Source organism: Aestuariibacter salexigens DSM 15300 (genome assembly GCF_000429145.1).
Taxonomy (GTDB): Bacteria; Pseudomonadota; Gammaproteobacteria; order Enterobacterales; family Alteromonadaceae; genus Aestuariibacter; species Aestuariibacter salexigens.
The window spans coordinates 1-24141 of the sequence record NZ_AUBH01000020.1; the positions used below are offsets into that span (position 1 = coordinate 1).

31 protein-coding genes and 1 pseudogene are annotated in these 24141 nt (G+C 48.7%); 27 read left to right on the top strand and 5 right to left on the bottom strand.

The genetic code is table 11. From position 1 onward, the window contains the following. Both G441_RS0116180 and G441_RS0116185 read left to right on the top strand, forming a co-directional pair. Nucleotides 1-667 (top strand): IS110 family RNA-guided transposase (locus tag G441_RS0116180; protein ID WP_026377094.1); only part of this gene is annotated, 667 nt, incomplete at its 5' end. A 417-nt stretch (nt 668-1084) separates the two neighbouring features. Continuing rightward, a complete protein-coding gene (locus G441_RS0116185) occupies nt 1085-1372 on the top strand; it encodes a GIY-YIG nuclease family protein (RefSeq protein WP_026377305.1) in 288 nt (95 codons plus the stop codon). A 94-nt stretch (nt 1373-1466) separates the two neighbouring features. Here G441_RS0116185 and fre read toward each other — a convergent pair whose 3' ends face one another. Continuing rightward, nucleotides 1467-2165, bottom strand: a complete 699-nt coding sequence (gene fre, locus G441_RS0116190; RefSeq protein ID WP_026377306.1) for an NAD(P)H-flavin reductase — start codon at nt 2163-2165, stop codon at nt 1467-1469. A 3-nt stretch (nt 2166-2168) separates the two neighbouring features. Next, on the bottom strand, nt 2169-3656 hold the full coding sequence (ubiD, locus tag G441_RS0116195) for a 4-hydroxy-3-polyprenylbenzoate decarboxylase (RefSeq protein ID WP_026377307.1): 1488 nt from the start codon (nt 3654-3656) through the stop codon (nt 2169-2171). 94 nt (nt 3657-3750) lie between these two features. Here ubiD and G441_RS0116200 point away from each other — a divergent pair, with 94 nt between their 5' ends. The 6 genes from G441_RS0116200 (at nt 3751) to mntA (ending at nt 8680) form a co-directional block, all read left to right on the top strand. Further along, entirely contained in the window at nt 3751-4212 is a 462-nt protein-coding gene (locus tag G441_RS0116200; RefSeq protein ID WP_034475438.1) for a hypothetical protein, read from the top strand. Nucleotides 4213-4222: 10 nt separating this feature from the next. Further along, nucleotides 4223-4474, top strand: coding sequence for a TIGR02647 family protein (locus G441_RS0116205; protein WP_026377309.1), 252 nt, complete (start codon nt 4223-4225; stop codon nt 4472-4474). 65 nt (nt 4475-4539) lie between these two features. Next, the gene (locus G441_RS0116210; RefSeq protein WP_026377310.1) at nt 4540-5169 is read left to right on the top strand and encodes a tetratricopeptide repeat protein; all 630 of its coding nucleotides are present in this window, start codon (nt 4540-4542) and stop codon (nt 5167-5169) included. A 66-nt stretch (nt 5170-5235) separates the two neighbouring features. Beyond that, the gene (rnr, locus tag G441_RS18950; RefSeq protein WP_034475442.1) at nt 5236-7545 is read left to right on the top strand and encodes a ribonuclease R; all 2310 of its coding nucleotides are present in this window, start codon (nt 5236-5238) and stop codon (nt 7543-7545) included. Next, complete coding sequence (gene rlmB / locus G441_RS0116220) at nt 7545-8288, top strand: 23S rRNA (guanosine(2251)-2'-O)-methyltransferase RlmB (RefSeq protein WP_026377311.1); 744 nt, start codon at nt 7545-7547, stop codon at nt 8286-8288. The genes rnr and rlmB overlap by 1 nt, the downstream gene beginning before the upstream one ends. Then, the gene (mntA, locus tag G441_RS0116225) at nt 8285-8680 is read left to right on the top strand and encodes a type VII toxin-antitoxin system MntA family adenylyltransferase antitoxin (RefSeq protein WP_051275670.1); all 396 of its coding nucleotides are present in this window, start codon (nt 8285-8287) and stop codon (nt 8678-8680) included. The genes rlmB and mntA overlap by 4 nt, the downstream gene beginning before the upstream one ends. A 77-nt stretch (nt 8681-8757) precedes the next feature. On the opposite strand, the gene G441_RS0116230 is transcribed toward mntA, so the two are convergent. Together G441_RS0116230 and G441_RS0116235 are read right to left on the bottom strand one after the other, a co-directional pair. After that, nucleotides 8758-10617 carry an ammonium transporter gene (locus G441_RS0116230; RefSeq protein WP_034475445.1) on the bottom strand — a complete coding sequence of 620 codons (1860 nt, stop codon included), beginning with the start codon at nt 10615-10617 and terminating at the stop codon, nt 8758-8760. A gap of 73 nt (nt 10618-10690) precedes the next feature. After that, on the bottom strand, nt 10691-11296 hold the full coding sequence (locus tag G441_RS0116235; protein ID WP_420806159.1) for a DUF1569 domain-containing protein: 606 nt from the start codon (nt 11294-11296) through the stop codon (nt 10691-10693). A gap of 134 nt (nt 11297-11430) precedes the next feature. On the opposite strand from G441_RS0116235, the gene G441_RS0116240 reads away from it, so the two are divergent. The 19 genes from G441_RS0116240 to rplQ all read left to right on the top strand — a co-directional run bounded on the left by G441_RS0116240 (nt 11431) and on the right by rplQ (nt 23474). Then, nucleotides 11431-13605 carry an adenylate/guanylate cyclase domain-containing protein gene (locus G441_RS0116240; RefSeq protein WP_026377315.1) on the top strand — a complete coding sequence of 725 codons (2175 nt, stop codon included), beginning with the start codon at nt 11431-11433 and terminating at the stop codon, nt 13603-13605. Then, nucleotides 13602-14252 (top strand): hypothetical protein, encoded by a 651-nt coding sequence (locus G441_RS0116245; protein WP_026377316.1) that lies wholly within the window; start codon nt 13602-13604, stop codon nt 14250-14252. Before G441_RS0116240 ends, G441_RS0116245 begins: the two co-directional genes overlap by 4 nt. Nucleotides 14253-14975: 723 nt before the next feature. Then, the gene (gene rplN / locus G441_RS0116255; protein ID WP_026377318.1) at nt 14976-15344 is read left to right on the top strand and encodes a 50S ribosomal protein L14; all 369 of its coding nucleotides are present in this window, start codon (nt 14976-14978) and stop codon (nt 15342-15344) included. A gap of 12 nt (nt 15345-15356) precedes the next feature. Then, on the top strand, nt 15357-15671 hold the full coding sequence (rplX, locus tag G441_RS0116260) for a 50S ribosomal protein L24 (RefSeq protein WP_026377319.1): 315 nt from the start codon (nt 15357-15359) through the stop codon (nt 15669-15671). A 16-nt stretch (nt 15672-15687) separates the two neighbouring features. Next, the gene (gene rplE / locus G441_RS0116265; protein ID WP_026377320.1) at nt 15688-16227 is read left to right on the top strand and encodes a 50S ribosomal protein L5; all 540 of its coding nucleotides are present in this window, start codon (nt 15688-15690) and stop codon (nt 16225-16227) included. Nucleotides 16228-16238: 11 nt separating this feature from the next. Next, nucleotides 16239-16544, top strand: a complete 306-nt coding sequence (rpsN, locus tag G441_RS0116270) for a 30S ribosomal protein S14 (protein WP_026377321.1) — start codon at nt 16239-16241, stop codon at nt 16542-16544. Nucleotides 16545-16557: 13 nt separating this feature from the next. Next, entirely contained in the window at nt 16558-16950 is a 393-nt protein-coding gene (gene rpsH, locus G441_RS0116275) for a 30S ribosomal protein S8 (protein WP_026377322.1), read from the top strand. 13 nt (nt 16951-16963) lie between these two features. Then, complete coding sequence (gene rplF, locus G441_RS0116280; protein ID WP_026377323.1) at nt 16964-17497, top strand: 50S ribosomal protein L6; 534 nt, start codon at nt 16964-16966, stop codon at nt 17495-17497. A 12-nt stretch (nt 17498-17509) separates the two neighbouring features. After that, complete coding sequence (gene rplR, locus G441_RS0116285) at nt 17510-17863, top strand: 50S ribosomal protein L18 (protein WP_026377324.1); 354 nt, start codon at nt 17510-17512, stop codon at nt 17861-17863. A gap of 11 nt (nt 17864-17874) precedes the next feature. Continuing rightward, entirely contained in the window at nt 17875-18378 is a 504-nt protein-coding gene (gene rpsE, locus G441_RS0116290; protein ID WP_026377325.1) for a 30S ribosomal protein S5, read from the top strand. A gap of 6 nt (nt 18379-18384) precedes the next feature. Next, nucleotides 18385-18567, top strand: coding sequence for a 50S ribosomal protein L30 (gene rpmD / locus G441_RS0116295; RefSeq protein WP_026377326.1), 183 nt, complete (start codon nt 18385-18387; stop codon nt 18565-18567). Nucleotides 18568-18570: 3 nt separating this feature from the next. Further along, entirely contained in the window at nt 18571-19005 is a 435-nt protein-coding gene (gene rplO / locus G441_RS0116300; RefSeq protein WP_026377327.1) for a 50S ribosomal protein L15, read from the top strand. Nucleotides 19006-19010: 5 nt separating this feature from the next. After that, nucleotides 19011-20330 carry a preprotein translocase subunit SecY gene (secY, locus tag G441_RS0116305; protein WP_026377328.1) on the top strand — a complete coding sequence of 440 codons (1320 nt, stop codon included), beginning with the start codon at nt 19011-19013 and terminating at the stop codon, nt 20328-20330. 37 nt (nt 20331-20367) lie between these two features. Further along, on the top strand, nt 20368-20481 hold the full coding sequence (rpmJ, locus tag G441_RS19605) for a 50S ribosomal protein L36 (RefSeq protein ID WP_013343810.1): 114 nt from the start codon (nt 20368-20370) through the stop codon (nt 20479-20481). A 131-nt stretch (nt 20482-20612) separates the two neighbouring features. Then, complete coding sequence (rpsM, locus tag G441_RS0116310) at nt 20613-20969, top strand: 30S ribosomal protein S13 (protein WP_026377329.1); 357 nt, start codon at nt 20613-20615, stop codon at nt 20967-20969. A gap of 14 nt (nt 20970-20983) precedes the next feature. After that, entirely contained in the window at nt 20984-21373 is a 390-nt protein-coding gene (gene rpsK / locus G441_RS0116315) for a 30S ribosomal protein S11 (RefSeq protein WP_026377330.1), read from the top strand. A 24-nt stretch (nt 21374-21397) separates the two neighbouring features. Then, entirely contained in the window at nt 21398-22018 is a 621-nt protein-coding gene (gene rpsD, locus G441_RS0116320) for a 30S ribosomal protein S4 (protein WP_026377331.1), read from the top strand. Nucleotides 22019-22038: 20 nt separating this feature from the next. Beyond that, on the top strand, nt 22039-23028 hold the full coding sequence (locus G441_RS0116325; protein WP_026377332.1) for a DNA-directed RNA polymerase subunit alpha: 990 nt from the start codon (nt 22039-22041) through the stop codon (nt 23026-23028). A gap of 38 nt (nt 23029-23066) precedes the next feature. Next, nucleotides 23067-23474, top strand: coding sequence for a 50S ribosomal protein L17 (gene rplQ, locus G441_RS0116330; RefSeq protein WP_026377333.1), 408 nt, complete (start codon nt 23067-23069; stop codon nt 23472-23474). A 188-nt stretch (nt 23475-23662) separates the two neighbouring features. On the opposite strand, the pseudogene G441_RS19730 reads toward rplQ, so the two are convergent. Then, a pseudogene (locus G441_RS19730) lies at nt 23663-23947 on the bottom strand (integrase core domain-containing protein); the annotation flags it as partial. Between the last annotated feature and the right edge of the window lie 194 nt (nt 23948-24141).

Consider the following 24141-nt stretch of genomic DNA (forward strand, 5'->3'; position numbering starts at 1 on the left):
CAGTGAGCGTATCAGGGAGCACTATGTAGATGAGCAAATCGCCACGAACAATCTATTAAAAAGTATCCTGTATGAGTTTGGTATCACCGTAGCGAAAGGCAAACGCTCCCTGGTAAAAGCCATACCGGATATCCTGGAAGATGCTGAGAATGGCTTACCGGATGTGTTAAGAGGTGAGATACACCGGCTGTATCAGTTCTGGCTCGAGCTGGATGAGTTAATACAGACCTCAAGTAAACGTCAGCAGCAATCTATCAATGCACACCCCAAGTGTTCAATGCTGAAAGCGCTGGACGGTGTTGGCGATGTCAATGCTCTGGGACTGTATCTGGCATTAGGTGACACAGGCGCCTCATTCAAGAACGGGCGGGAGGCAGCAGCGTGCATTGGCTTAACGCCCAAGCAACACAGTACAGGTGGAAAAACTGTCATGCTGGGTATCAGTAAATACATCGCCAATAAAAAACTCAGGTCGAATCTGATTCAGGGAGCCCTGGCCAAGGTCAAAGTCCTTATTCATAAGGAGCCGAAAACAAAAACAGAAATCTGGCTCAAAGCCTTAATAGAGCGAAGAGGACTGCGCCGTGCTGCTGTCGCATTGGCCAACAAGACTGTCAGAATCGCGTGGGCAATACTGCATCACAATACTGAGTATCGCGCAGCCTAAACCAGCACGATAAAACCTAAATTAACCGAGCAATTGCAATACGTTAAATGCAACAGTAAATAGGTAAGACCGACCTTCAAGAGCCTGATCATTGCCGCAGTATTTAATACTGTCTGCGCGAAGAGGCATGAAGGGGCGAATACATCGATGGACAGGGTTCGCTACCCATTAAGAGTCCGAATATACGCACGCATCTAACCCATTTACTCGCACCAAACGTGTTGCAATGCAGGAGGAGTCCATATACGGCAGTGACAAGGTAGGGTGGCGGCAGTGACGTTTTGTCTTCCGTCATGCCCTCGCTTCTCCCACTGTCATGCCCGCGGCGCTCTTGGGCGGGCATCTAAAACTCTCCCAACGATCAGCAGATAACCATCAACCAATCAGAGAACATGTGTCTTTTTAGAGACAATTACTTTGAAACAGCCCGCTGTCTACTTACTGAAAAATCACACTCACTCCGTGCTTTATGTTGGAGTGACAAGCAACCTGATTCAGCGGATATACCAACATAAAACTGAGCAGGCAGAAGGTTTTTCCCAACGTTATCATTGCCACGAGCTGGTTTATTATGAGTTGTGGAATGATATGTACAGTGCTATCTGCAGAGAGAAATGTATTAAAAAATGGCGTCGGGCGTGGAAAGAAAGACTGATTAATTCAATCAATCCGCAGTGGCGGGACTTATATGATGAGCTGTTGTGACTGCCGCCTGCCACTACCCCATCCTGCCGCTACCCCATAGTGCCCGCGCCATTCTCCCTGTCATGCCCGCGGCGCTCTTGGGCGGGCATCTCCATCAAATAAACGCGTAGGCGTCGCCGTACAGGTTCTCCAGCATCAAACCTTTGGTATGAAAGTCTTCCCGGGCGACGCCAGCCATTTCAAAGCGTCCTGCGATATAGACTTGATAAGGCTCCAGGCTAATAAAATCTTCCATTACCGCTTTATGTACCCAGCCTGTTTTACCTTGCCAGTCGGCCTCTGGAAACTCGACGACAGGCATAAACGTAAAGTGAGCGTATTCATTTTGCATGCGCTGTAACACTTCAAACGCATACATGTCATCGCGTTTACGCACGCCCCAATATAAAAATACCGGCTCCTTGCTAGGGTTGGCCAAACGTGCCTGCAGTATTGACCACGTGTAAGAAAAGCCCGTGCCGCCAGCCACTAACACCGTTGGCTTGATATCCTCTTCTCTTAGATAAGCATCGCCCGCGCCGCCTTCGATGACAACCTCACCGCGCTCACGCATGGCATCAAGCACCTCACCAGCGTATGTGTTGCCGGGTTCTGCACCGATGTGCAATTCCAGCATATTGCTCTGCGCTGGCACGGAGGCAATAGAAAACGGGCGCTTGTCGCCTTCACCCATCACAACCATAAGGTATTGACCAGGTCTGTAGGTTACCTCTGCCAGCGGCACTAACTGCACTTTATGTACTGTGTCAGTAAGTGGCGTGATGGCGTCGACCTTACATAAAATTTGCTGCATAAATTAACTACTGCTGTTGGTTGTGGGCAAAATGCCTAGTTCGTCCCAGATAGCGTCCACTCTGGCTTTCACTTCTGGGTCCATCACAATGGGTTCGCCCCATTCACGATCAGTTTCGCCGGGCATCTTGTTGGTTGCATCCAGACCCATCTTAGAGCCTAGCCCGGAGACCGGCGAGGCAAAATCGAGATAATCAATCGGTGTATTTTCGACCATCACGGTATCGCGGGCCGGATCCATTCGGGTTGTAATGGCCCAGATAACATCCTGCCAGTCTCGTGCATTCACGTCGTCATCACATACGACGACGAACTTGGTATACATAAACTGCCGTAAAAAAGACCACACGCCCATCATCACGCGCTTAGCGTGACCGGGATACTGCTTCTTCATGGTCACAATGGCCATGCGGTATGAACAGCCTTCCGGCGGTAGATAAAAATCAACAATTTCCGGAAACTGCTTTTGCAAAATTGGCACGAACACTTCATTCAGCGCCACGCCAAGAATAGCGGGCTCATCCGGCGGTCTGCCAGTGTAGGTCGAGTGATAGATAGGATCTTTGCGGTGTGTAATGTGGGTGACCGTAAAGACCGGAAATTCATCGACCTCGTTGTAATACCCAGTGTGATCGCCATACGGACCTTCAGGGGCTACTTCGTCCTGCGCGATATATCCTTCCAACACAATCTCAGCGCTGGCCGGCACCTGCAAATCGTTGCTCACCGATTTCACCACTTCGGTTTTGTCGCCTCGCAGCAATCCGGCGAAGGCATATTCTGACAGCGTATCAGGTACCGGTGTGACGGCACCGAGAATAGTTGCCGGGTCGGCTCCCAAGGCGACTGATACTGGATAGGGTTCACCCGGATGCGTCTGACACCATTCTTTAAAATCCAGTGCGCCGCCGCGGTGAGACAACCAGCGCATGATCACCTTGTTCTTGCCCAGCACCTGCTGACGGTAAATACCAAGATTCTGTCTTTTTTTATGAGGGCCGCGGGTGATGGTTAGTCCCCAGGTTATCAATGGCGCCGCATCGCCCGGCCAGCAACGCTGAACGGGAATTTTCGTTAAATCTACGTCATCACCACTTAGGATCACTTCCTGACAGGGTGCCTTGCGCACTTCTTTAGCAGGCATATTCAGGACCTGTTTGAAAACCGGCAGCTTACTCATCAAATCCTTTAAGCCTTTTGGTGGCTCTGGCTCTTTCAGAAAAGCCAGTAGCTTGCCTACCTCTCGCAAGGCTTCAACCGAATCCTGACCCATGCCCATGGCAACCCGCTTAGGTGTACCAAAAAGGTTAGCTAGCACCGGCATGTCATGATTTTTGGGGTTTTCAAACAGCAATGCAGGGCCGCCTGCCCGCAAGGTACGGTCGGCAATCTCAGTCATTTCCAGTTCAGTGTCTACGCAATGGGTAATGCGTTTCAATTCACCGACTGCTTCAAGCTGGTGAATGAAATCCCTTAAGTCTTTGTATTTCATATCGAAGGGGGTTACGCTTAATTTGCAGATTATACCAGACAACGGCGGTTTCTGATCAGTGCAATTCCATCTAATCCTTCTCGCTGTACTTTTTATGCCGTCGATTGCGTTCGCTCAGCAGTCCTCTCCTTGTTCAACCGAGCAACATCGCCAGTTTGTTTTCTGGCTGGGCAATTGGCAGGTTTACGCCAATAATAAGCTAGCTGGGTACAACCGCATCGAGCTTGCTCATAACGGTTGTGTGCTGACAGAGCATTACACCACACCGGCGGGTTTTAGTGGCCAAAGTCTTAATACCTACAACGCAGCCACCGGACAATGGCATCAAACCTGGATGGATAATGCTGGCACACTATTGCTGCTTAATGGCGGCCTGCAAGATGGCGCCATGGTGATGAGTGGCGAGGGCGTGAGTCCATCCGGGCAGCCCGTCATACATCGCATAACCTGGACACCCAATGAAGATGGCAGTGTAAGGCAGCACTGGCAGGCGACAGCGGTTGATAAAGAAAATTGGCAAACTGTGTTTGACGGGCTATATAAAAAACAACAATAAGAGGTGAACTATGTCATTTACCAAAGCAATGTGGGATGAGCTCAACCTTATCCTGAAATTCCCGCAGTCCAGCATGATGCAGGGAATAAAAATTCACCATGATGCAGATAGCGACGTGATTAAAGCGGCTGAAAGACTGTTTGATAAGGGCATCATTACTCAGCCTGATGGCGGCTATCTTACTGATTTAGGTCATGATTTGGTCGAGCATGCTTCGCGACTGGAGTCAGCGCTGGCGAGTCAGAGCGCCAGCGTAACCTAGATACTTAAGGTCGTTGCCCAGCGGCCGATAAAGTGAAGAGTAAAGAAACTATCCCCTGTACTAAGATGAAAAAAGTCACATTATTGATTGGCGCATTGTTAGCTGCATTGGTTCACTGTTTGCCGGTTCAGGCTCAGGAAGTACGTGCCGTGCAGCTATATAGTCAGGACGAACTGTTGCGCCTGATAGAGCGCAATGAGCACTTGTCACGGGTTGTGCTTGATGACTGTCAGCTGGTGCAGGATATTGAGGCTCGCGCAGACGTGCTAAACGTCCCAGCTTATCAGTTTTTGTGGGGCGATATGCTGGCCTGGGGCGTCTGTGTTGAGGCAGACCCGGTGCGGGGTATTGCGAAAATGAAAGATGCCGCTGATCAGGGTCTGGCACCGGCACTTGAACAACTCGGTCGCTACTATGCCAACGGCACACTTGTGCAGGAAGATAAAAAACGCGGTGTAATTTACTTAAGAGAAGCTGCCGCGCTGGGCAATCTCAAAGCCCAGATCCACTTGGCAGAGCTGTTTCTGGATGGTTATGGCAGTCCCTACGATTATGAAGACGCCTACCATTGGCTATATAACGCTATAACTAACGATAAACAGCAGCATGCGAAAATTGCCCAGTGTCTGGATGGATTGGAAGAGCTGATGCACCCCAAAGCCGTGCGCGCTGCACGCCGTCCACTGGATAGTTGAAATACCAAGTCAATTCAATAAAGCCTGTTATACTGATGACTGAATTTTATTGTCACAAGTGAATGAATGACAGACGACCCGTATTACGAACGCGAAAAACAAAAATATGACAATCCGGTAGCCAGCAGAGAGTATCTTTTGCAGGTATTGGAATCAAAGAAACATCCTCTCTCTTTTATCGAAATATGTGCCCTAGTCGATGCTCAAGACGAAATGTCGCGTATTGGCGTACAGAGGCGCCTGCGTGCTATGGAGCGCGAGGGACAAATCCTGTTCAACCGTCAGAAAAAATATTGTCTGGCCGAAAAGTTATCGATGATCCGAGGCCGTGTTATCGGACACCGTGATGGCTTTGGCTTTCTGAAGCGTGAAGATGGCCAGCCCGATCTGTTTATTCCGGTCCAGCAGATGCACACGTTACTGCATGATGATGTAGTACTGGCCACCCCAAGCCAGTCTTCCTATAAAGGAAAACGGGAAGCCCGAATCGTCAGGGTGATTGAGTCACGTAGCGAGCCCATAGTGGGTCGTTTCTTTTTCGAAAACGGATTGGGCATTGTTATCCCTGACGATTCGCGGATCTGCCAGGAAATCATTATTCCTCCTGAGCATATCAACGGCGCAAGGCAAGGCCATGTAGTGGTTGTAGAGATCACCCAACGGCCACAAAAGCGCGTCAGTGCGGTAGGCAAGATCACCGAAATCCTCGGTGAACATATGGCGCCGGGTATGGAAATCGAGATGGCGCTACGCACCTTCGATATTCCGCATCAGTGGCCCAAAGCTGTCGATAAGCAGATTAAAAACCTGACTGAAGAGGTGCCTGAAGAGGCCAAAAAAGGCCGAATTGACTTACGCGATATGCCATTGGTGACTATCGATGGCGAGGATGCGCGGGACTTTGACGACGCTGTGTACTGTGAGCCTGAAGAGGACGGCGGCTGGCGGTTGTGGGTTGCCATCGCGGATGTGTCTTACTATGTGCGTCCCGGTACGGCGCTGGACAACGAAGCCATTGAACGTGGCAATTCCGTATATTTCCCGGAGCAGGTGGTACCAATGCTGCCAGAGGTACTCTCCAATGGGCTGTGCTCGCTTAACCCGCAGGTGGACAGGCTGTGTATGGTGTGCGAGATGCAGGTGTCTTCATCGGGCGAACTCAAAGACTATAAGTTTTATGAAGCGGTGATGAATTCCAAAGCTCGTCTGACCTACACCAAGGTGTGGGACATTCTGCAGGGCGATCCGGAACTACATCAGCGCTATGCTAACTTTGTACCGCATCTTCGCGACCTGCATGATTTGTATCGGGCGCTGAAAAAAGCGCGCCAGAAGCGCGGTGCGATTGAGTTTGAAACGTCAGAAGTGAAGTTTATTTTCAATGCGCAGCGTAAAATCGAACACATTGTGCCACTGCATCGCAATGACGCCCACAAGCTGATTGAAGAGTGCATGATCCTGGCCAATGTAGCGACCGCAAAAATACTGGAGAAACATCAGGCAGAAGGGCTTTATCGTGTGCACGACGAGCCGGACAGCGATCGCCTGACCAGCTTTTTAAGCTACTTGAGTGAAGTCGGCGTGTCGCACCATATCGGCAAAAACAAAGATGTACAGCCATCTGTATTTACCGAAGTGATGAAAAAAGTCGCAGGTCGTGCGGACCAGGAGCTGATCCAGACCATGCTGCTGCGCTCGATGAAGCAGGCCGTCTACGATCGTGAAAATATTGGTCACTTTGGTCTGGCATTGCCCGCCTATGCGCATTTCACCTCGCCAATAAGACGTTATCCGGACCTCATCGTTCACCGCGCTATCAAAGCTATTCTGGACAAGCTGGCGGGTAAAAAGAGTAAATCGGGCGGTAAGGCCTACACGGTTGAGGAAACTGAACAGCTAGGCGAGCAGTGTTCAATGACCGAACGGCGCGCCGACGATGCGACCCGTGACGTCGCTGACTGGCTAAAATGCGAGTTCATGCTCGATCATGTCGGCGATGTGTTTGAAGCGGTGGTGGCGTCGGTAACCAATTTTGGCCTGTTTGTACGTATCAACGACTTTCATATCGACGGTCTGGTGCATATCTCTTCGCTGCAAAATGATTACTATCACTTTGATGAGGTTAAGCAGCAGCTGGTGGGTGAAAGCTTTGGCAGCACCTATCGACTCGGCGACCAGCTCAAGGTCAAGGTTGCGGCAGTGAATCTGGATGAAAGACAGATTGATCTGGTGCTTGATTTACCACCCAAAGAGCGCAAGAAGCAGGCCGCGCAGGGTAAACAGCAACGTCGTGATAAAGTCGACAAGACCAACAAAAAGGCAAAAAGCAGCGAGCGCAGTAAAACGCGTAAGCAAAAAGGCAGGAAAAAACGTTAATGGCACAGCAAGAATGGCTATACGGGCTCCATGCCCTCGAGGCAGTCGTTAAGCGCGAACCTGAAAGGCTGATTGAATTATTCGTACTGAAAGGGCGTGACGACGAGAGGCTGATAAATATTGTTAATCAGGCCAGGCGCTTTGGTGTATCGGTGCAGTTTTGCCAACGTCGGGTGCTGGATGACAAGGTCAATGGCGAGCAACATCAGGGTATTGTTGCGCGCGCCAAGCCTGGAAAAGCCTTTAGTGAAGCTGACCTTGATGTCATCATCGAAGAACATAATCAGCCGTTTTTACTGGTACTGGACGGCGTCACCGACCCGCATAATCTCGGCGCCTGCTTACGTACCGCCGACGCAGCCGGCGTGCATGCGGTCATAGTACCGAAAGATAAATCGGCGGGACTGACCGCTACGGTTAGAAAGGTTGCCGTTGGCGCGGCGGAAACCGTACCGCTCATTAAGGTGACCAACCTGGCACGCACTCTTAAAGCTATTCAGCAGCAGGGCGTGTGGGTGATTGGCACGGCAGGCGAAGCCACACAGAGCTTGTATGACTGCAAACTTCAGGGCCCCATGGCACTGGTGATGGGGGCTGAGGGCAAAGGCATGCGCAGACTCACGCGAGAAAGCTGCGATGAGCTGGTCAAACTGCCGATGATGGGCAGTGTCTCAAGTCTTAATGTATCAGTCGCGACCGGTGTGTGTCTGTATGAGATTGTCAGGCAGCGTGGAATGTCATGAGCAACTTGCCAATAGAAGACATAATTGAGACTTTACAGCACGAATTCTCTACTGTGCGGCTCATCTATGTTTTTGGTTCACAAGCAACAGGTCAGTCTACTAAGGATAGTGACATTGATATCGCCATACTGACCGATGCACCGCTTGACAATCTTAGCCGTTGGGACATTGCGCAAAAGCTCGCGTCTATGCTTGATAAGGACGTAGACTTAGTCGACTTAAAAACCTGTTCAACGATTTTGCAGCATGAAATCGTCATGCATGGTCAGCTTTTATATGACCCTGATAACACCGCGCCACAATTCGAGAATACTGTAATGTCGATGTACCAACATTTATCCGAGAGTCGTGCAGCTATGGTGGAAGACATGCTGGAGAAATACCGTGCTTGATGATGTCTTTGCTAATAAAATTGCGCAGACTCACAGTAGAACGCTGTGATGAGCTGGTCAAGCTGTCATCATCTAACCTAACGTCCAATATGCAATCTGTTTCGACCGGCCTGTTTTGCTTCATACAAGGCAATGTCGGCCGCTTTTAGCGCTGAGTCGGCATCTGTTTTAGGATGTAACTCGGCAATCCCAATACTCACCGTCATAGATACAGTGATACCGCCAAACGTCAGCGGGGATGTTTCGATGATGCTGCGCAGTTTTTCCATCGCAGTTTGCGCAGAGTGAACTGCTGTTTCTGGCAGTAATACACAGAACTCTTCTCCACCCAGACGCCCTGTAATGTCATGTTCACGCAGGTTTTCCTTTAACAAAGCCGCAATGTGACGAATGGCTTCATCACCTACATCATGGCCATGCGTATCGTTTATGGTCTTAAACAGGTCAATATCAATAATCGCCACGGAAGATGGTCTGTTATATCTGACAACTCGCATCTGTTCATTACTCAGCTCTCGGCTGAGGGCGCGACGATTGAACAAGCTTGTCAAAGGGTCATGATCAGATAACCATTGCGCCTTTTTCAGCAGTGTATCCTTTTCGCTTTGAGAAGTGTTAAATCTCTCCAGTACCGCGTTATAGAATGCGGCAATGTGTGAGGCGTCGCTGTGCCTTTCGACAATGATACTGCGAGTGAAATCGCCCGAGTCAACCTGCAGGGCCATCTGTCTGATCATATCAAGTTGTGACGTGGTTGCTCCGTGCTCCCAGATATTAAGTCCGACAACCTCTGCAGCCGCTGAAACACGCAGTTTCATGACTTTTTGGGCGACGAATAATGCAGCAAAAGACAGACTGAAGGCATAAACCCCAACGGCAATAATACCGATAATCTGAATTCCCAGGTTATTAAAGAGTTCTGTGAGATTCTGCGCAGGAAGCATAATACCGGCCGCAAATGTACTGAATATGCCGCCTGCCAAGTGCACGGGTACTACGTCTAACGCATCATCAATTTCTAGACGCTGTAGAAATGTGGAGCTAGCAACATAAATGACACCGCCAATCATACCTGCGGCGCAAGCCTGAACCGGAGAAATGAGATCGACCATTGCTGTTACCGATACGAGACCACATAAGCCTCCGTTGATCATATATCTGACATTTGTCTTTCTGAGTTTAATGTAGACAACGACCACTGCAGCTGTGATCCCTCCAATGCCGCCAAACATGGTATTCAGCAAAAACAAAGGGGTATCAGCATCGAGCCGCATTGCACTGCCACCGTTAAAGCCAAGCCAGCCTATCCAAAGCAGAAAAAATCCCAATGCAGACAAGGGTAAAGAGGTTGGTTCAACGGGAGCTCCATCCTGACCAAAACGGCCAAGGCGAGGTCCAATAACGATGATCGCAGCAAGTGCAATCCATCCGCCGACAGAGTGAACGACTGTTGCGCCGGCAAAATCATGAAATCCGAGTTGATATAGCCAGCCTTGAGTATCAATTGAAATTAACGTCCCACCCCAAATCCAATGACCGGTTACAGGGTAAATCGCTAGAGACGAAATAATGGCAATAAATACATAACCATTGAAAGACATGCGTTCCGCCACAGCTCCCGATATTAATGTAACAGCGGTGGCGCAAAACATTGCCTGAAATAAGACTTTCACTGGCCAGTTTGCTGGAAGTAGCTGCTCGTCAAATCCTGGTATGCCTACAAACCCGTTACCGGAAAGAAACATTAAACCGAAGCCAACACCCGAGAAAACAGAAACGCTGATACACCAATCGGCAATATTTTTTACCACCACATTGATACTATTTTTAGCGCGGATGAAACCTGACTCGAGACAGGTAAACCCAGCCTGCATAAACATGACCAGGCAAGTACAGACCAGTAACCAAATTAAATCGGCCGAAACGTTGAAGTCCAAGCTGTGCACTACTTATTCGAGGGTGTGATTTATATACTAGTGCAGACTATGGCGGTAGATAAAGTCTGTTGAATCAAACCAGCGCCGGAATATGGTCCTGAATATGCAGGACGTGCGCAATCGCGTAGTCCTGTTTTTCCAGCTCTCCGAAGACAAAATGGGGCTGAAACGTCTCTTCATGAGCGATAAAACGATAGATAGCCTGTTGTAATCTTGCCTTCGCTAGCACGATATCCACGTCATTATTCAAAGCTGGTGCGCCAGGTATTGCCTCTTCAACATCATGATGCATAGCGCCGTGTTGCTTAAATACAGCAAAAGCGGCTTTGCCTAATGTGGACTGAAACAGCGGTGGTTTATTTTCAGGGTAGCCGATCATTGAGTATTCGATACTCTGGGCAAGATGGCTGAACGTGGTGGCAAGTGACCAACTGCCTTCTGGCTTCAATGTTGTATTGTTAATGCGCGTAAGCTTTTTATTGAGTGCGCTGAGCGACTGCAGTCCACTCGCGGGCGCAAGCCACCACCAGGTAGCCACGCCAAGCGCCGCTAAGCCTGCTCCACTTTTTAGAAATTGCCGCCGCTGCATGTTGGTTGCTCTACTATCACGCGAGCTGTAAGTATGGCACGGCAGTGCGCTACCTGCGATAACAACCGCGTGGTAAATGTAAGAGAATATTTATAGCTCGGTAAATTTATTTACCTTTTTGCGTTTTCTTTATGCTTTTCATCGCTATCTTGTTGAAAAATCACGAATCTCGGCCTAGTCGTTAAGTATCCACTCCGTTCGTGTGCAGAAGAATTTGCCCGGCAATGAATAACGGCTCCAGAAAGTTACAAGCAGTCATGTTTACTGATGTGGTCGGGTATACACAGCAAACTGCAGATGATGAGAAGCGCATGGTCGATATGATCAGCGCCATCAACCGACTTATCGCAGCCATCGTAAAAGCTTACAAAGGTAAATTTATTAAACAAATTGGTGACGGTACGCTCAGTACATTTGATAGTGCATTTGCTGCAGCCCTATGTGCCGTCAGAGTGACTCAAGCCGTTGATGATAAGTTTCCGGTACAGATCAGGGTTGGCATCCACCTCGCAGATATCATTCTCAAAGATAATGATGTGTGGGGAAGCGGCGTAAACATTGCCTCGCGCATTGAGTCGAAAGCCGAGCATGGCTGTATTTTTGTATCCGAGGAAGTGCGACATTCGCTTACTGCTCATCCTGAATTCGCGTTCGAGGAAAAAGGCAGCTTTGAATTAAAAGGAGTGCCTGAGCCTGTTCCGTTATTTAAGCTGACCGTACCGCTCTCGTCCTTACACAAAAACGACCCCGAAAAATTACTTTTTAAAGAGAGGTTAATTGGATTTCTCAAACTTGGCGTCGCGGTGGTTCTTGTCTTCGCTTTTATTGTTTATTTGTGGAAGTCCGGTAGTGGCGATGAGCCTATCGATACGCTGAATATTGCTATCATCGGTGACGTTTCATTAGAGCAGAAACAACAGCTAGAGAAATTGTTTAGGTATCGCTTCGCTCCACTTCTCACGGTAGATATAAAAACGAATTCGGAAAAGTCTGAGGATGCGCAACTGACTTTACAACTTACGCAAACTGGTGAAAACAGCTATGACACAGATATAACCTTTGCTCTAAACGGAAGCCGATCTGTTCTTCATCAGGAAATAGTACCGCTGATGAAATTGGAAAGCGTAGTCGCTACGTCTTATTCTGCGCTGGCTTCGCACCTCTTAGTCGCGGGGAGTCAACAGTCTCGCTTTCTAGACAAAAAAACACTTGATGCGGCAGTATTCGCAAATGAAGCCTTAGTGATTTTGCAAAACGAATTTAATAAGGACGACTTGGCAAGGGCTGAGAGCCTGTTTGCAAAAATCCAGAAGGTAGTACCGCAGCACAAAAGTCTACCCGTGTTGAAGTGTTACAGTGCCATTATCCGATTTAGGAACGCCTTTGAGAACAGGCAAGCAAATCAGCAGGAAATGGATGAACGCTGCAATTCGCTTCTCGAACATCAAGATCAAACTACTTTTAGTGAACTGATGTTCAGCAGTTATCTCAGAGAAAGCGGAGAGCTGGACGCCGCAAGGATGTACTTGGAACGCATCGATACAGCCTTGCCTGATACCGCCATAAGCCATGCTAAGTTATTGTTTGAATCTGCAAGTCAAAACAAGGCTCGACAGGCACTAAACTATCTTGAAGAGTGGCAGGCAATAAGTCCGATATTCAGTTGGGAAGTGACCTACTCAATTGCCAAATATTACCATGAGGTTCACGAGTATGAGGTGGCTGCAGACTTGTATGCCATGTTAGTACAATTCTATCCTGACAAGCCCTCACTACTCACAAATCAGGCAACTGTGGATTTTATTTTAGGTAACTTTGAGCAAGCAGTCATTACGTACGAAAAGCTCAATGCCATCAAGCCGTCGGCGTTCTCTCTCACTAATCAGGGGACGGTATATTATTATTTAGGACGTTTCACCGAGGCGTTAAGAAGCTATCGGGATGCACTAAAGCTGACGCCAAATGATTATTTGTTATGGGGCAATTACGCAGATACATGTCGTGAAGTACCACAACAATGCGCGGATGAGGATTCAGGTTATAGAACTGCGCTTAATATTGCTTTACAAGACAGTAAGTCGATAACACCTGATCGTGATCCTTGGTTATATCTGGATGTTGCGCATTTCACCTCTCAATTAGGCGACTTTTCAAAAGCCGATGGTTTTTTTGCAGCGGTAGAAAAAGAATTGGAGAGCGATGAATCATTAAAGCCCTACTACTTTTACTATCGGGCTATCAATTTACTGTCTCAAGATAAGATACAAGAGGCAGAGACGGAATTAAGTCGTGCTGTTGAATATGGTTATCCACGACGGTTGGTGGTTAATACACCAGACTTTATTCGTCAGTGGCAAGGTATGCCTTTCTTTCAATCACTTAAAAAGGAACACGAATGAAATATAAGTTTATAGTCGCGCTACTAGGAATTTTCGTTGCTATTCCCTCTGTCAATGCGAATCCACCTCAACGAGGCAATGCCAAGAAGTCTGAGTTCAAAATGTTTCGGAATGCATCAAGTTCGCCTTGCGGGGCTCGGGTATGTATGAGAGGCCCGAACGGTGGATGGCAAAGAAGCAATGTTGAGTACCCGCTTTCCATGTCAAAACGTCAGAACAAGTCGGACTATTTGGTGTTTGACGCAAATACGTCAGCCGTTCCGCACTGTTTTCGAGTGGTGTTTTTCACGTCAAAGCGAGATTACGACGCACATACTTTGGATAACTTCGATCGTTGGAAAGCACCGACGCAGGAAGTGTGGCCACTGACCGCCTGTCGAACTCGCGGCTCAGCGCAGTGCCCTCCGACAGACCGTTCGCCTTTTGTAGAGAACGGGAAACGTAAGTACGTAGAAGATTTTTCCAAATATCAGTGGATGATTGATCCGTCCGGATGGTCCGCACCTGCCGAGGGACAGGAAAAAAGCTATTGGTTCCGTATAGAGGGCGTGAATCAACCCACCGGCGGTAGGGGTGATTGTCCATCAAAGGCAAGGCCTGATTTTGTAAGCGAAGATCCGAGGGTGAGAGTCAGGCACGATATATGATTTTGCAGCTATGAGAAGACTATCAAAAAGGTCAACGGTCTATTTTGAGCCGCACATTAATAATGTACTGAAACGCCGTGCTGCTTCCTCAGATACGGACGTATCTGAGCTAGTAGACGAAACAGTCAGGCTTCTTATGCGAGAAGATAATGAAGATTTAGCGGCCGCCAGGATCAGAATTCATGAACCAGACTTAATCTATAAGGAACTTCTAGAGAGTCACAAAATAAATGGAAAGATATAAAACTCTACTTAAGAATTTGTGAAGCTCCGCACCTGTCCTCGATAGTAAAGTCATTTGTTGCGTGTCTATCAGAAAGAAAAAAGCTATCCTATGTGTTTTCTGCGGGAGATAACACTCGGTCGTGACCCATTACAGTAACACTAACCTCGCTGACAGAATCAGGAAACTGTGCTTCTTTTGGTAGCGTTACTATTTGCGCACCATTCTTTTTCATCAATGTGGCTTTTTTCAAAGTTAACCTTTATGTCGTAATAGATTCATGAAACATATACACGTTAAAATATAGACCAGCTTTCTACACTGACCATCACACAGCTCCTGCTGTAAATTTATTCAAAATTCGGCTATCACATCGCTTTCGATTCTGTTATCATTTCGCGCCCTTTTTATGGGGGTATGTATATAAAAGCAGCAATAGCGCTGTTTTTAGTGCCATAAACGACTCGAGAGAGTCTTATTTTTAACAGCGGAGCACTAACATGATCCAAATGCAAACTAACCTGGATGTTGCCGACAACAGCGGCGCTCGCAGGGTTCAGTGTATTAAGGTTCTTGGTGGCTCGCATCGCCGTTATGCACACATCGGTGACATCATCAAAGTTACTGTTAAGGAAGCAATTCCTCGCGGTAAGGTTAAAAAAGGTGACGTTCTGAATGCAGTGGTGGTGCGTACTAGAAAAGGCGTGCGTCGTGCAGATGGTTCTACTATCCGCTTTGATAGCAACGCAGCTGTGTTGTTGAACAACAACAAGCAACCTATTGGTACGCGTATCTTTGGCCCGGTCACTCGTGAGCTTCGTGGAGATAACTTCATGAAGATCATTTCATTGGCCCCAGAGGTACTATAAGGAGTCACGATAATGGCTAGAAAAATTCGTCGTGATGATGAGGTCATCGTTCTGGCAGGTAAGGACAAGGGCAAGCAAGGTAAAGTCCTTAAAGTTCTGACTGCTGATGAGCGTGTGGTCGTAGAAGGTGTGAATTTGGTGAAGAAGCATCAAAAGCCTAATCCGCAAATCGGTCAGGCTGGCGGCATCATCGAAAAAGAAGCATCTATTCACGTATCTAATGTAGCGATTGTAAACCCGGCAACGGGTAAAGCAGATCGCGTTGGTTTCCGTATGGAGAACGACAAAAAAGTTCGTGTCTTCAAATCCAACGGTGAACTGGTTTAATTAATTGGAGAGTACGATGGCGAAACTGCATGATTTCTATAAAGAAACGGTAGTGGCTGATCTTGCGAAGCAGTTCGGTTACAAGAGCGTCATGCAAGTCCCTCGGATTGAGAAAATCACCTTAAACATGGGTTTAGGTGAAGCCGTAGCAGACAAGAAAGTTCTGGAAAATGCGACAGCCGATATGGCTGCTATTGCAGGCCAGAAGCCAGTTGTCACTGTTGCGCGTAAATCAGTAGCGGGTTTCAAAATCCGTGAAGGTTATCCGATTGGCTGTAAAGTAACCCTGCGCGGCGAGCGCATGTGGGAGTTCTTTGAGCGTTTGGTCTCAATTGCTATCCCACGTATCCGTGACTTCCGTGGTCTGAACCCTAAATCGTTCGATGGCCGTGGAAACTACAGCATGGGCGTTCGTGAGCAAATCATTTTCCCTGAAATCGACTTTGATAAAGTCGACAAGGTACGCGGTATGGATATCACTATCACTACCAGCGCTAACACAGACGAGGAAGCTCGCGCGCTGTTAACAGCGTTCAACTTCCCGTTTAGAAAATAAGGTGTAGGGTTATGGCAAAAGAATCAATGAAGGCACGCGAAGTTAAGCGTTCTAAGCTTGTAGCTAAGTACGCAGAAAAACGCGCTGCACTTAAAGCGATTATCAGCGATGTCAACGCTTCTGAAGAAGAACGTTGGGACGCTGTTCTTAAGCTGCAACAACTTCCACGTGACTCGAGCCGTTCACGTCAGCAGAACCGCTGCCGTGTAACTGGTCGCCCACATGGTTACCTGCGCAAGTTCGGTCTGAGCCGCATTAAGCTGCGTGAAGCAGCGATGCGTGGTGAAGTCCCTGGCCTGAAAAAAGCCAGCTGGTAAGGAGTAGCTTAAGATGAGCATGCAAGATCCTATCGCGGATATGTTTACCCGCATCCGTAACGGCCAGATGGCTCAGAAAGTTTCTGTATCTATGCCTTCTTCTAAACTGCGCAAGTCAATTGCTCAGGTACTGAAGGACGAAGGTTATATTCAGGACTTCGCAGTCTCTGGTGACGTTAAGCCTGTAATGGAAGTAACGCTTAAGTACTTCGAAGGCAAAAAAGTAATCGATACTATTGAACGTGTCAGCCGTCCTGGTCTGCGCATCTATAAGAAAAAAGATGAGCTGCCAAAAGTGATGGGTGGTATGGGTATCGCTATCGTGTCAACCTCAAAAGGTGTGATGACTGACCGTGCTGCGCGTAAAGCAGGCATGGGCGGTGAGATCATCGGTTATGTAGCGTAACGGGGGATTACAGATGTCACGAGTAGCAAAAGCGCCTGTGGACGTCGTGTCTGGTGTAGAAGTCTCTATCGCTGGTCAGGAAGTTACACTGAAAGGTAAAAACGGTACATTGAGCCGCGTATTCAACGACGCAGTTGAAGTGGTTCAGGAAGAAAACCAGCTGAAAGCGCTGCCTCGCGAAGGCTTTGCAGACGGTTGGGCGCAGGCAGGAACTGCACGCGCACTTCTGAACGCGATGGTTGTCGGTGTATCTGAAGGTTTTGAGAAGAAGCTGCAGCTGTTAGGTGTTGGTTATCGTGCGCAAGCGCAGGGTAGCAAACTGAACCTGACGTTAGGTTTCTCTCATCCTGTTGTATACGAAATGCCTCAGGGCATTACTGTCGAAACTCCTAGCCAAACTGAAATCGTCGTCAAGGGCGCCGATAAGCAGGTGGTAGGACAGGTTGCAGCGAACATCCGCGGATACCGTCCACCAGAGCCTTACAAAGGTAAAGGTGTGCGTTACGCAGATGAAAATGTTCGCCGCAAAGAAGCTAAGAAAAAGTAGGTGGGTGATACGATGGATAAGAAAGCAGCTCGTTTGCGTCGCGCGACTCGCGCTCGCAAAAAGATCCGTGAACTGGCCGCGCATCGCCTGGTTGTCAACCGCACACCTCGCCACATTTACGCTCAGTTAATCGCACCAAACGGTTCTGAGGTACTGGCGTCAGCTTCTACTGTTGAAGCAGATCTGCGCAAAGCGGTGGATTACACCGGTAACGCAGGAGCGGCGGCAGCAGTCGGCAAAGCAATCGCGGAACGTGCTATCGAGAAGGGCATTAAAGAAGTGGCCTTCGATCGTAGCGGTTTCAAGTATCACGGTCGCGTAAAAGCTCTGGCTGACGCAGCCCGTGAAGCTGGCCTGCAGTTCTAGGAGTTTAAAAAATGGCTAAAGTTGAAGCTCAACAACAAGGTGACATGCTGGAAAAGTTGATCGCTGTTAACCGCGTATCGAAAGTGGTTAAAGGTGGTCGTATTTTCAGTTTCACTGCACTGACTGTTGTCGGTGACGGAAACGGCCGTGTGGGTTTTGGATACGGTAAAGCACGCGAAGTGCCTGCGGCTATCCAGAAAGCTATGGAGAAAGCGCGTCGCAACTTAGTGACCGTTGATCTGAATGGCGCCACACTGCAGCATCCAATTAAAGGACGTCACTCAGGCTCTAAAGTCTACATGCAGCCAGCATCAGAAGGTACCGGTATCATTGCCGGTGGTGCAATGCGTGCAGTTTTGGAAGTCGCTGGCGTTCAGAACGTACTGTCTAAGTGTTATGGCTCCACAAACCCAATCAACGTGGTACGCGCAACAATCAATGCCCTGACTGAGATGAATTCTCCAGAGCAAGTTGCTGCCAAGCGTGGTTTGTCAGTCGAAGAGATTTTGGGGTAATTGACGATGGCTAAGACATTGAAAGTTAAACAAACCAAAAGCTCAATCGGACGTTTGCCCAAGCACAAAGCTACTCTGGTTGGCTTGGGTCTGCGCAAAATCGGTCACGTACGTGAGCTGGAAGATACGCCAGCGGTACGTGGCATGATCAACCGTGTAAATTACATGGTTGAGATTGTGGAGGACTAACAGATGCGATTGAATACGCTGAGCCCTGCAGAAGGGTCAAAAACATCCGGCAAGCGCGTCGGTCGTGGTATTGGTTCTGGTCTGGGTAAGACTGGTGGACGTGGCCATAAAGGTCAGAAAAGCCGTTCAGGCGGTAGCGTCAAGCCAGGCTTCGAAGGCGGTCAGATGCCAATCCAGCGCCGTCTGCCTAAGTACGGTTTCACTTCACGTAAGTCGTTTGTTAGCGACCAAGTGACGTTGACTGAAATCGCTAAGGTAGAAGGTGATGTGGTTTCTCTGGAAACTTTGCAAGCAGCAGGTCTGGTGAAGAAAGACAAGCTGTTTGTTAAAGTCATGAAGAGCGGAGAAATCTCACGCGCTGTGACGGTAAGCGGATTGAAGGTAACTAAGGGCGCCCGTGAGGCGATCGAAGCTGCCGGCGGAAAAATAGAGGAATAAGCTAGATGGCTAAACCAGGATTGGATTCAGGCGCCAAAGGTGGCTTGAGCGAGCTAAAATCAAGGTTGTTGTTCGTACTTGGTGCGATCATTGTATTTAGACTTGGCTCATACGTGCCGATCCCTGGTATCGATGCGGCTGTGCTGGCCGACTTGTTCGAGCAGCAGAAAGGTACCATCGTGGAGATGTTTAACATGTTCTCCGGTGGTGCACTGGAACGTGCATCGGTGTTAGCCCTCGGGATCATGCCGTACATTACGGCATCGATCATCATGCAGCTTCTGACGGTGGTACATCCTCCGTTCATGGAGCTTAAAAAAGAAGGCGAAGCAGGTCGTCGTAAGATCAGCCAGTACACGCGTTATTTCACGCTGGTGCTGGCGACATTCCAATCTATTGGGATCGCGACCGGTCTGCCCAACCTGATTAACGGCTTGGTGATCAATCCTGGGTTCGGATTCTATTTTACTGCGGTAGTGAGCTTGGTCACAGGAACCATGTTCCTGATGTGGCTGGGTGAGCAAATTACAGAGCGTGGTATCGGTAACGGTATCTCTATTCTGATCTTCGCTGGCATTGTCGCCGGTCTCCCAACAGCGATAGGGCAGACCGCTGAGCAAGCCAGACAGGGTGACTTGAACTTACTGTTCCTGTTGCTGATTGGTGTGATCGTGATTGCGGTGACCTACCTTGTAGTGTTCGTTGAGCGTGGGCAGCGTCGTATCGTTGTTAACTACGCGAAGCGTCAACAGGGTCGTAAAGTATACGCGGCACAAAGCACGCACCTGCCGTTAAAAGTCAACATGGCAGGCGTTATTCCGCCAATCTTTGCATCAAGCATCATCCTGTTCCCTGGCACTATCGCCAGTTGGTTCGGTCAGAATGAATCCATGTCCTGGTTACAGGATGTGTCATTGATGTTGTCACCAGGTCAGCCTCTGTATGTAATGCTCTACGCAGCAGCGATCATCTTTTTCTGTTTCTTCTACACTGCGCTGGTATTTAACCCGCGTGAGACGGCAGATAACCTGAAAAAGTCTGGTGCATTTGTACCGGGAATTCGCCCAGGCGAGCAAACCTCGAAGTATATCGACAAGGTGATGACTCGTCTGACACTGGCTGGCGCACTGTATATTACCTTTGTTTGTTTAGTGCCTGAGTTTATGTTGATTGCCTGGAACGTGCAGTTCTATTTCGGCGGCACCTCGCTGCTGATTATTGTGGTCGTTATCATGGACTTTATGGCACAGGTGCAGACCCATCTGATGTCTCATCAGTATGAGTCTGTTCTGAAAAAAGCGAATCTGAAAGGCGTCGGCCGCTAAGGCCGAACCTTAAGTTCGCACACTACGGAGTGATGTAATGAAAGTTCGTGCATCCGTTAAAAAGATGTGCCGTAACTGCAAGGTAATCAAGCGCAACGGCGTTGTGCGTGTTATCTGCAGTGAGCCAAAGCATAAGCAAAGGCAAGGCTAATCAACACAGTGGTTTGACTCCCAGCCAACAATTGTTGGCTGGCGGTAAGCCTTTAATTGCAATTTTGTCGTCGGGTAAGTATCCTAGCGGGCTTTTTAGGCTGACGACTACAATTTAGAGGAGTGCTGTTAATGGCCCGTATCGCTGGCATTAACATCCCTGAGCACAAGCATGCCGTGATCGCGATTCAGTCGATCTACGGTATCGGAGCAACTCGCGCAAAAGCGATTTGTGCCGGAGCTGGTGTTGCAGAAACTACCAAGATCAAAGATCTTGACGAAACTACCATTGATAAGATTCGTGACGAAGTTGCGAAGTTTATGGTTGAAGGTGATCTTCGCCGTGAAGTATCAATGAGCATCAAACGTTTGATGGACCTGGGTTGCTTCCGTGGTATTCGCCACCGTCGTAGCTTGCCTCTACGTGGTCAGCGCACTAAAACTAATGCGCGTACCCGTAAAGGTCCTCGTAAGCCTATTAAGAAGTAAGCGGGGGATAAGTTATGGCAAAAGCACCTACTCGCACGCGTAAGCGCGCTAAACGCCAAGTTGCTGACGGTATGGCTCATATCCATGCCTCTTTCAACAACACGATTGTGACTATCACAGACCGTCAGGGTAACGCTCTGGCATGGGCCACTTCTGGTGGTTCAGGTTTCCGTGGCTCACGTAAGTCTACGCCTTTTGCTGCTCAGGTAGCGGCAGAGCGCGCAGGTACTGCAGCACAGGAATACGGTCTGAAGAACCTTGAAGTATTCGTTAAAGGTCCAGGTCCAGGCCGTGAGTCTGCGATCCGTGCCCTGAATGCCACAGGATACAAGATCACAAACATTACCGATGTGACGCCCATTCCTCACAACGGTTGTCGTCCACCGAAAAAACGTCGCGTTTAATCGACGGACAGTTGGAGAAAGATCATGGCAAGATATTTGGGTCCAAAACTCAAACTTAGTCGTCGCGAAGGAACAGACCTGTTCCTGAAAAGTGGCGTACGTGCAATTGATTCAAAGTGTAAGATCGACACTGCCCCGGGCCAGCATGGCGCGCGTCGCGGTCGTTTGTCTGACTACGGTGTTCAATTGCGTGAAAAACAAAAAGTTCGTCGTATGTACGGCGTACTGGAAAAGCAGTTCCGTAACTACTACAAAGAAGCTGCGCGTCTGAAGGGCAATACTGGTGAAAACCTGTTGCAACTTCTTGAGCAGCGTCTGGACAACGTTGTTTACCGTATGGGTTTCGCCAGCACTCGTGCTGAAGCGCGCCAGCTGGTAAGCCACAAGGCGATCATGGTTAACGGCCAGGTAGTCAACATTCCTTCATACAATGTGACTGCTGAAGACGTGGTTTCTGTACGTGAGAAAGCCAAGAAGCAAGCTCGTATCGTTGCGGCTCTTGAACTGGCTGATCAGCGTGAAAAGCCGACCTGGATTGAAGTAGACGGTACTAAGATGGAAGGCGTGTTCAAGCGTATTCCGGAAAGAGAAGACTTGTCTGCTGAAATTAACGAACAGTTGATCGTCGAACTTTACTCTAAGTAAAGTCTAACTAAAGAGGAAACATTGTGGGTTCTGTGACTGAATTCCTTAAACCAAGGTTAGTAGAAATCGAAAACGTCTCACCTACCCGTGCCAAAGTGACTCTTGAGCCACTGGAGCGTGGTTTTGGTCATACTTTAGGTAACGCGCTGCGTCGCATCCTGCTGTCATCCATGCCTGGTTGCGCAGTCACGGAAGTCGAGATTGACGGCGTACTGCACGAGTACAGCACCAAAGAAGGTGTTCAGGAAGACGTCATTGAGATCCTTCTTAACCTGAAAGGGCTGGCAGTGAAGCTTGATGGCAAAACTGAAGCAACCCTTACACTGGTGAAGTCTGGAGCGGGCCCGGTAGTCGCTGGCGACATTCAACACGATGGTGACGTAGAAATCGTCAACCCTGACCACCTGATCTGCACACTGACCGGCGATGCCGAAATCAGCATGCGCATCAAGATCGAGATGGGTCGTGGATATGTTCCGGCTTCAGCGCGCCGTTCCTCTGAAGAAGATGATCGTCCAATTGGTCGTTTGTTAGTGGATGCTTCCTACAGCCCTGTAGAGCGTATTGCTTACAACGTTGAGGCAGCACGTGTTGAACAGCGTACTGACCTTGACAAGTTAATCATCGACATGGAAACCAACGGTACTTTGGATCCTGAAGAAGCGATCCGCCGTGCCGCGACTATCCTGGCAGAACAGCTTGACGCGTTCGTAGAACTGCGTGACATGTCTGAGCCAGTTGAGAAAGAAGAGAAGCCGGAGTTTGATCCGATTCTACTTCGTCCGGTTGATGATCTTGAGCTGACAGTACGTTCTGCTAACTGTCTGAAAGCTGAAGCCATCCAGTACATTGGTGATCTGGTACAGCGCACCGAGGTTGAGTTGCTGAAAACACCTAACCTGGGTAAGAAGTCTTTGACTGAGATTAAAGACGTGCTGGCTTCTCGTGGATTGTCTTTGGGTATGCGCCTGGAAAACTGGCCGCCAGAGAGCATCGCTGAGAAAGATTAATCGGATCACGATTAACCTTATTGTAGAAGGATAATGTTATGCGCCATCGTAAGAGTGGTCGTCAGTTAAACCGGAATAGTTCACATCGCCAGGCGATGTTCAAGAACATGGCCGGTTCACTGGTAAAGCATGAAATCATCAAAACGACGTTGCCAAAGGCAAAAGAACTGCGTCGTGTAATTGAGCCTCTGATCACCCTGGCTAAGCAGGACAGCGTTGCAAACCGCCGTCTGGCTTTTGCCCGTACTGGTGACAAAGAGGTGGTAGGTAAACTGTTCAGCGAGCTTGGCCCGCGTTACGAAGCACGCCCAGGCGGCTACATCCGCATTTTGAAATGTGGCTTCCGTGCAGGTGACAACGCGCCTATGGCTTACGTTGAACTGGTAGACCGCCCAGTGGTAGAAGACGTCGAAGACGTGGATACCGAAGAGACAGTAGAAGAGTAAAACGGCCATCCGCCGTCATTCCGGAAATCGCGAAGCGATTGTCCGGAATCTTCTTAAAAAGTCATTCCGCATTCAGTGCGGAATCTAAAAAACCCAGCACACGCTGGGTTTTTTATTGCTCGCAAAAAAACTTCACTTGCGACAAAAAAAGTGACCACGCAAACGACGCGTGACCTTTCCCCCTCGAATTAAGCCACCGGTTGCGGGAGATTTTTAAATTCCATCGGTGTTAATTGTCCCAATGAGCGATGTGGTCGTTCATAGTTGTAATCCAGTCTCCATCGCTCAATGATATCTCTTGCCTCGACCAGATTTCTGAACCAGTGTTGATTCAAACATTCATCTCTAAATTTGCCGTTAAAGCTTTCCACAAACGCGTTTTCGGTTGGTTTGCCCGGCCGAATAAACTGCAGGTCTACATTCCGCCATCCTGCCCAAGCCAGGAATGCGCGACTTGTGAATTCGGAACCATGATACCTATTGAGCGAAGCTCTTTAACAAGTAGATTTGTCAAAAACGTCAGCCATCTTCTATCACTTGTCGTGACCAAACAACACGTGGAGAAAATACGATGGCTGACCAAATTCAACATAAACGAAATTTAACGCTTATTGCACTGGATATTGCTAAAAAGCACCACGACGCAAAGGTGCAGTACCCAAGTGGC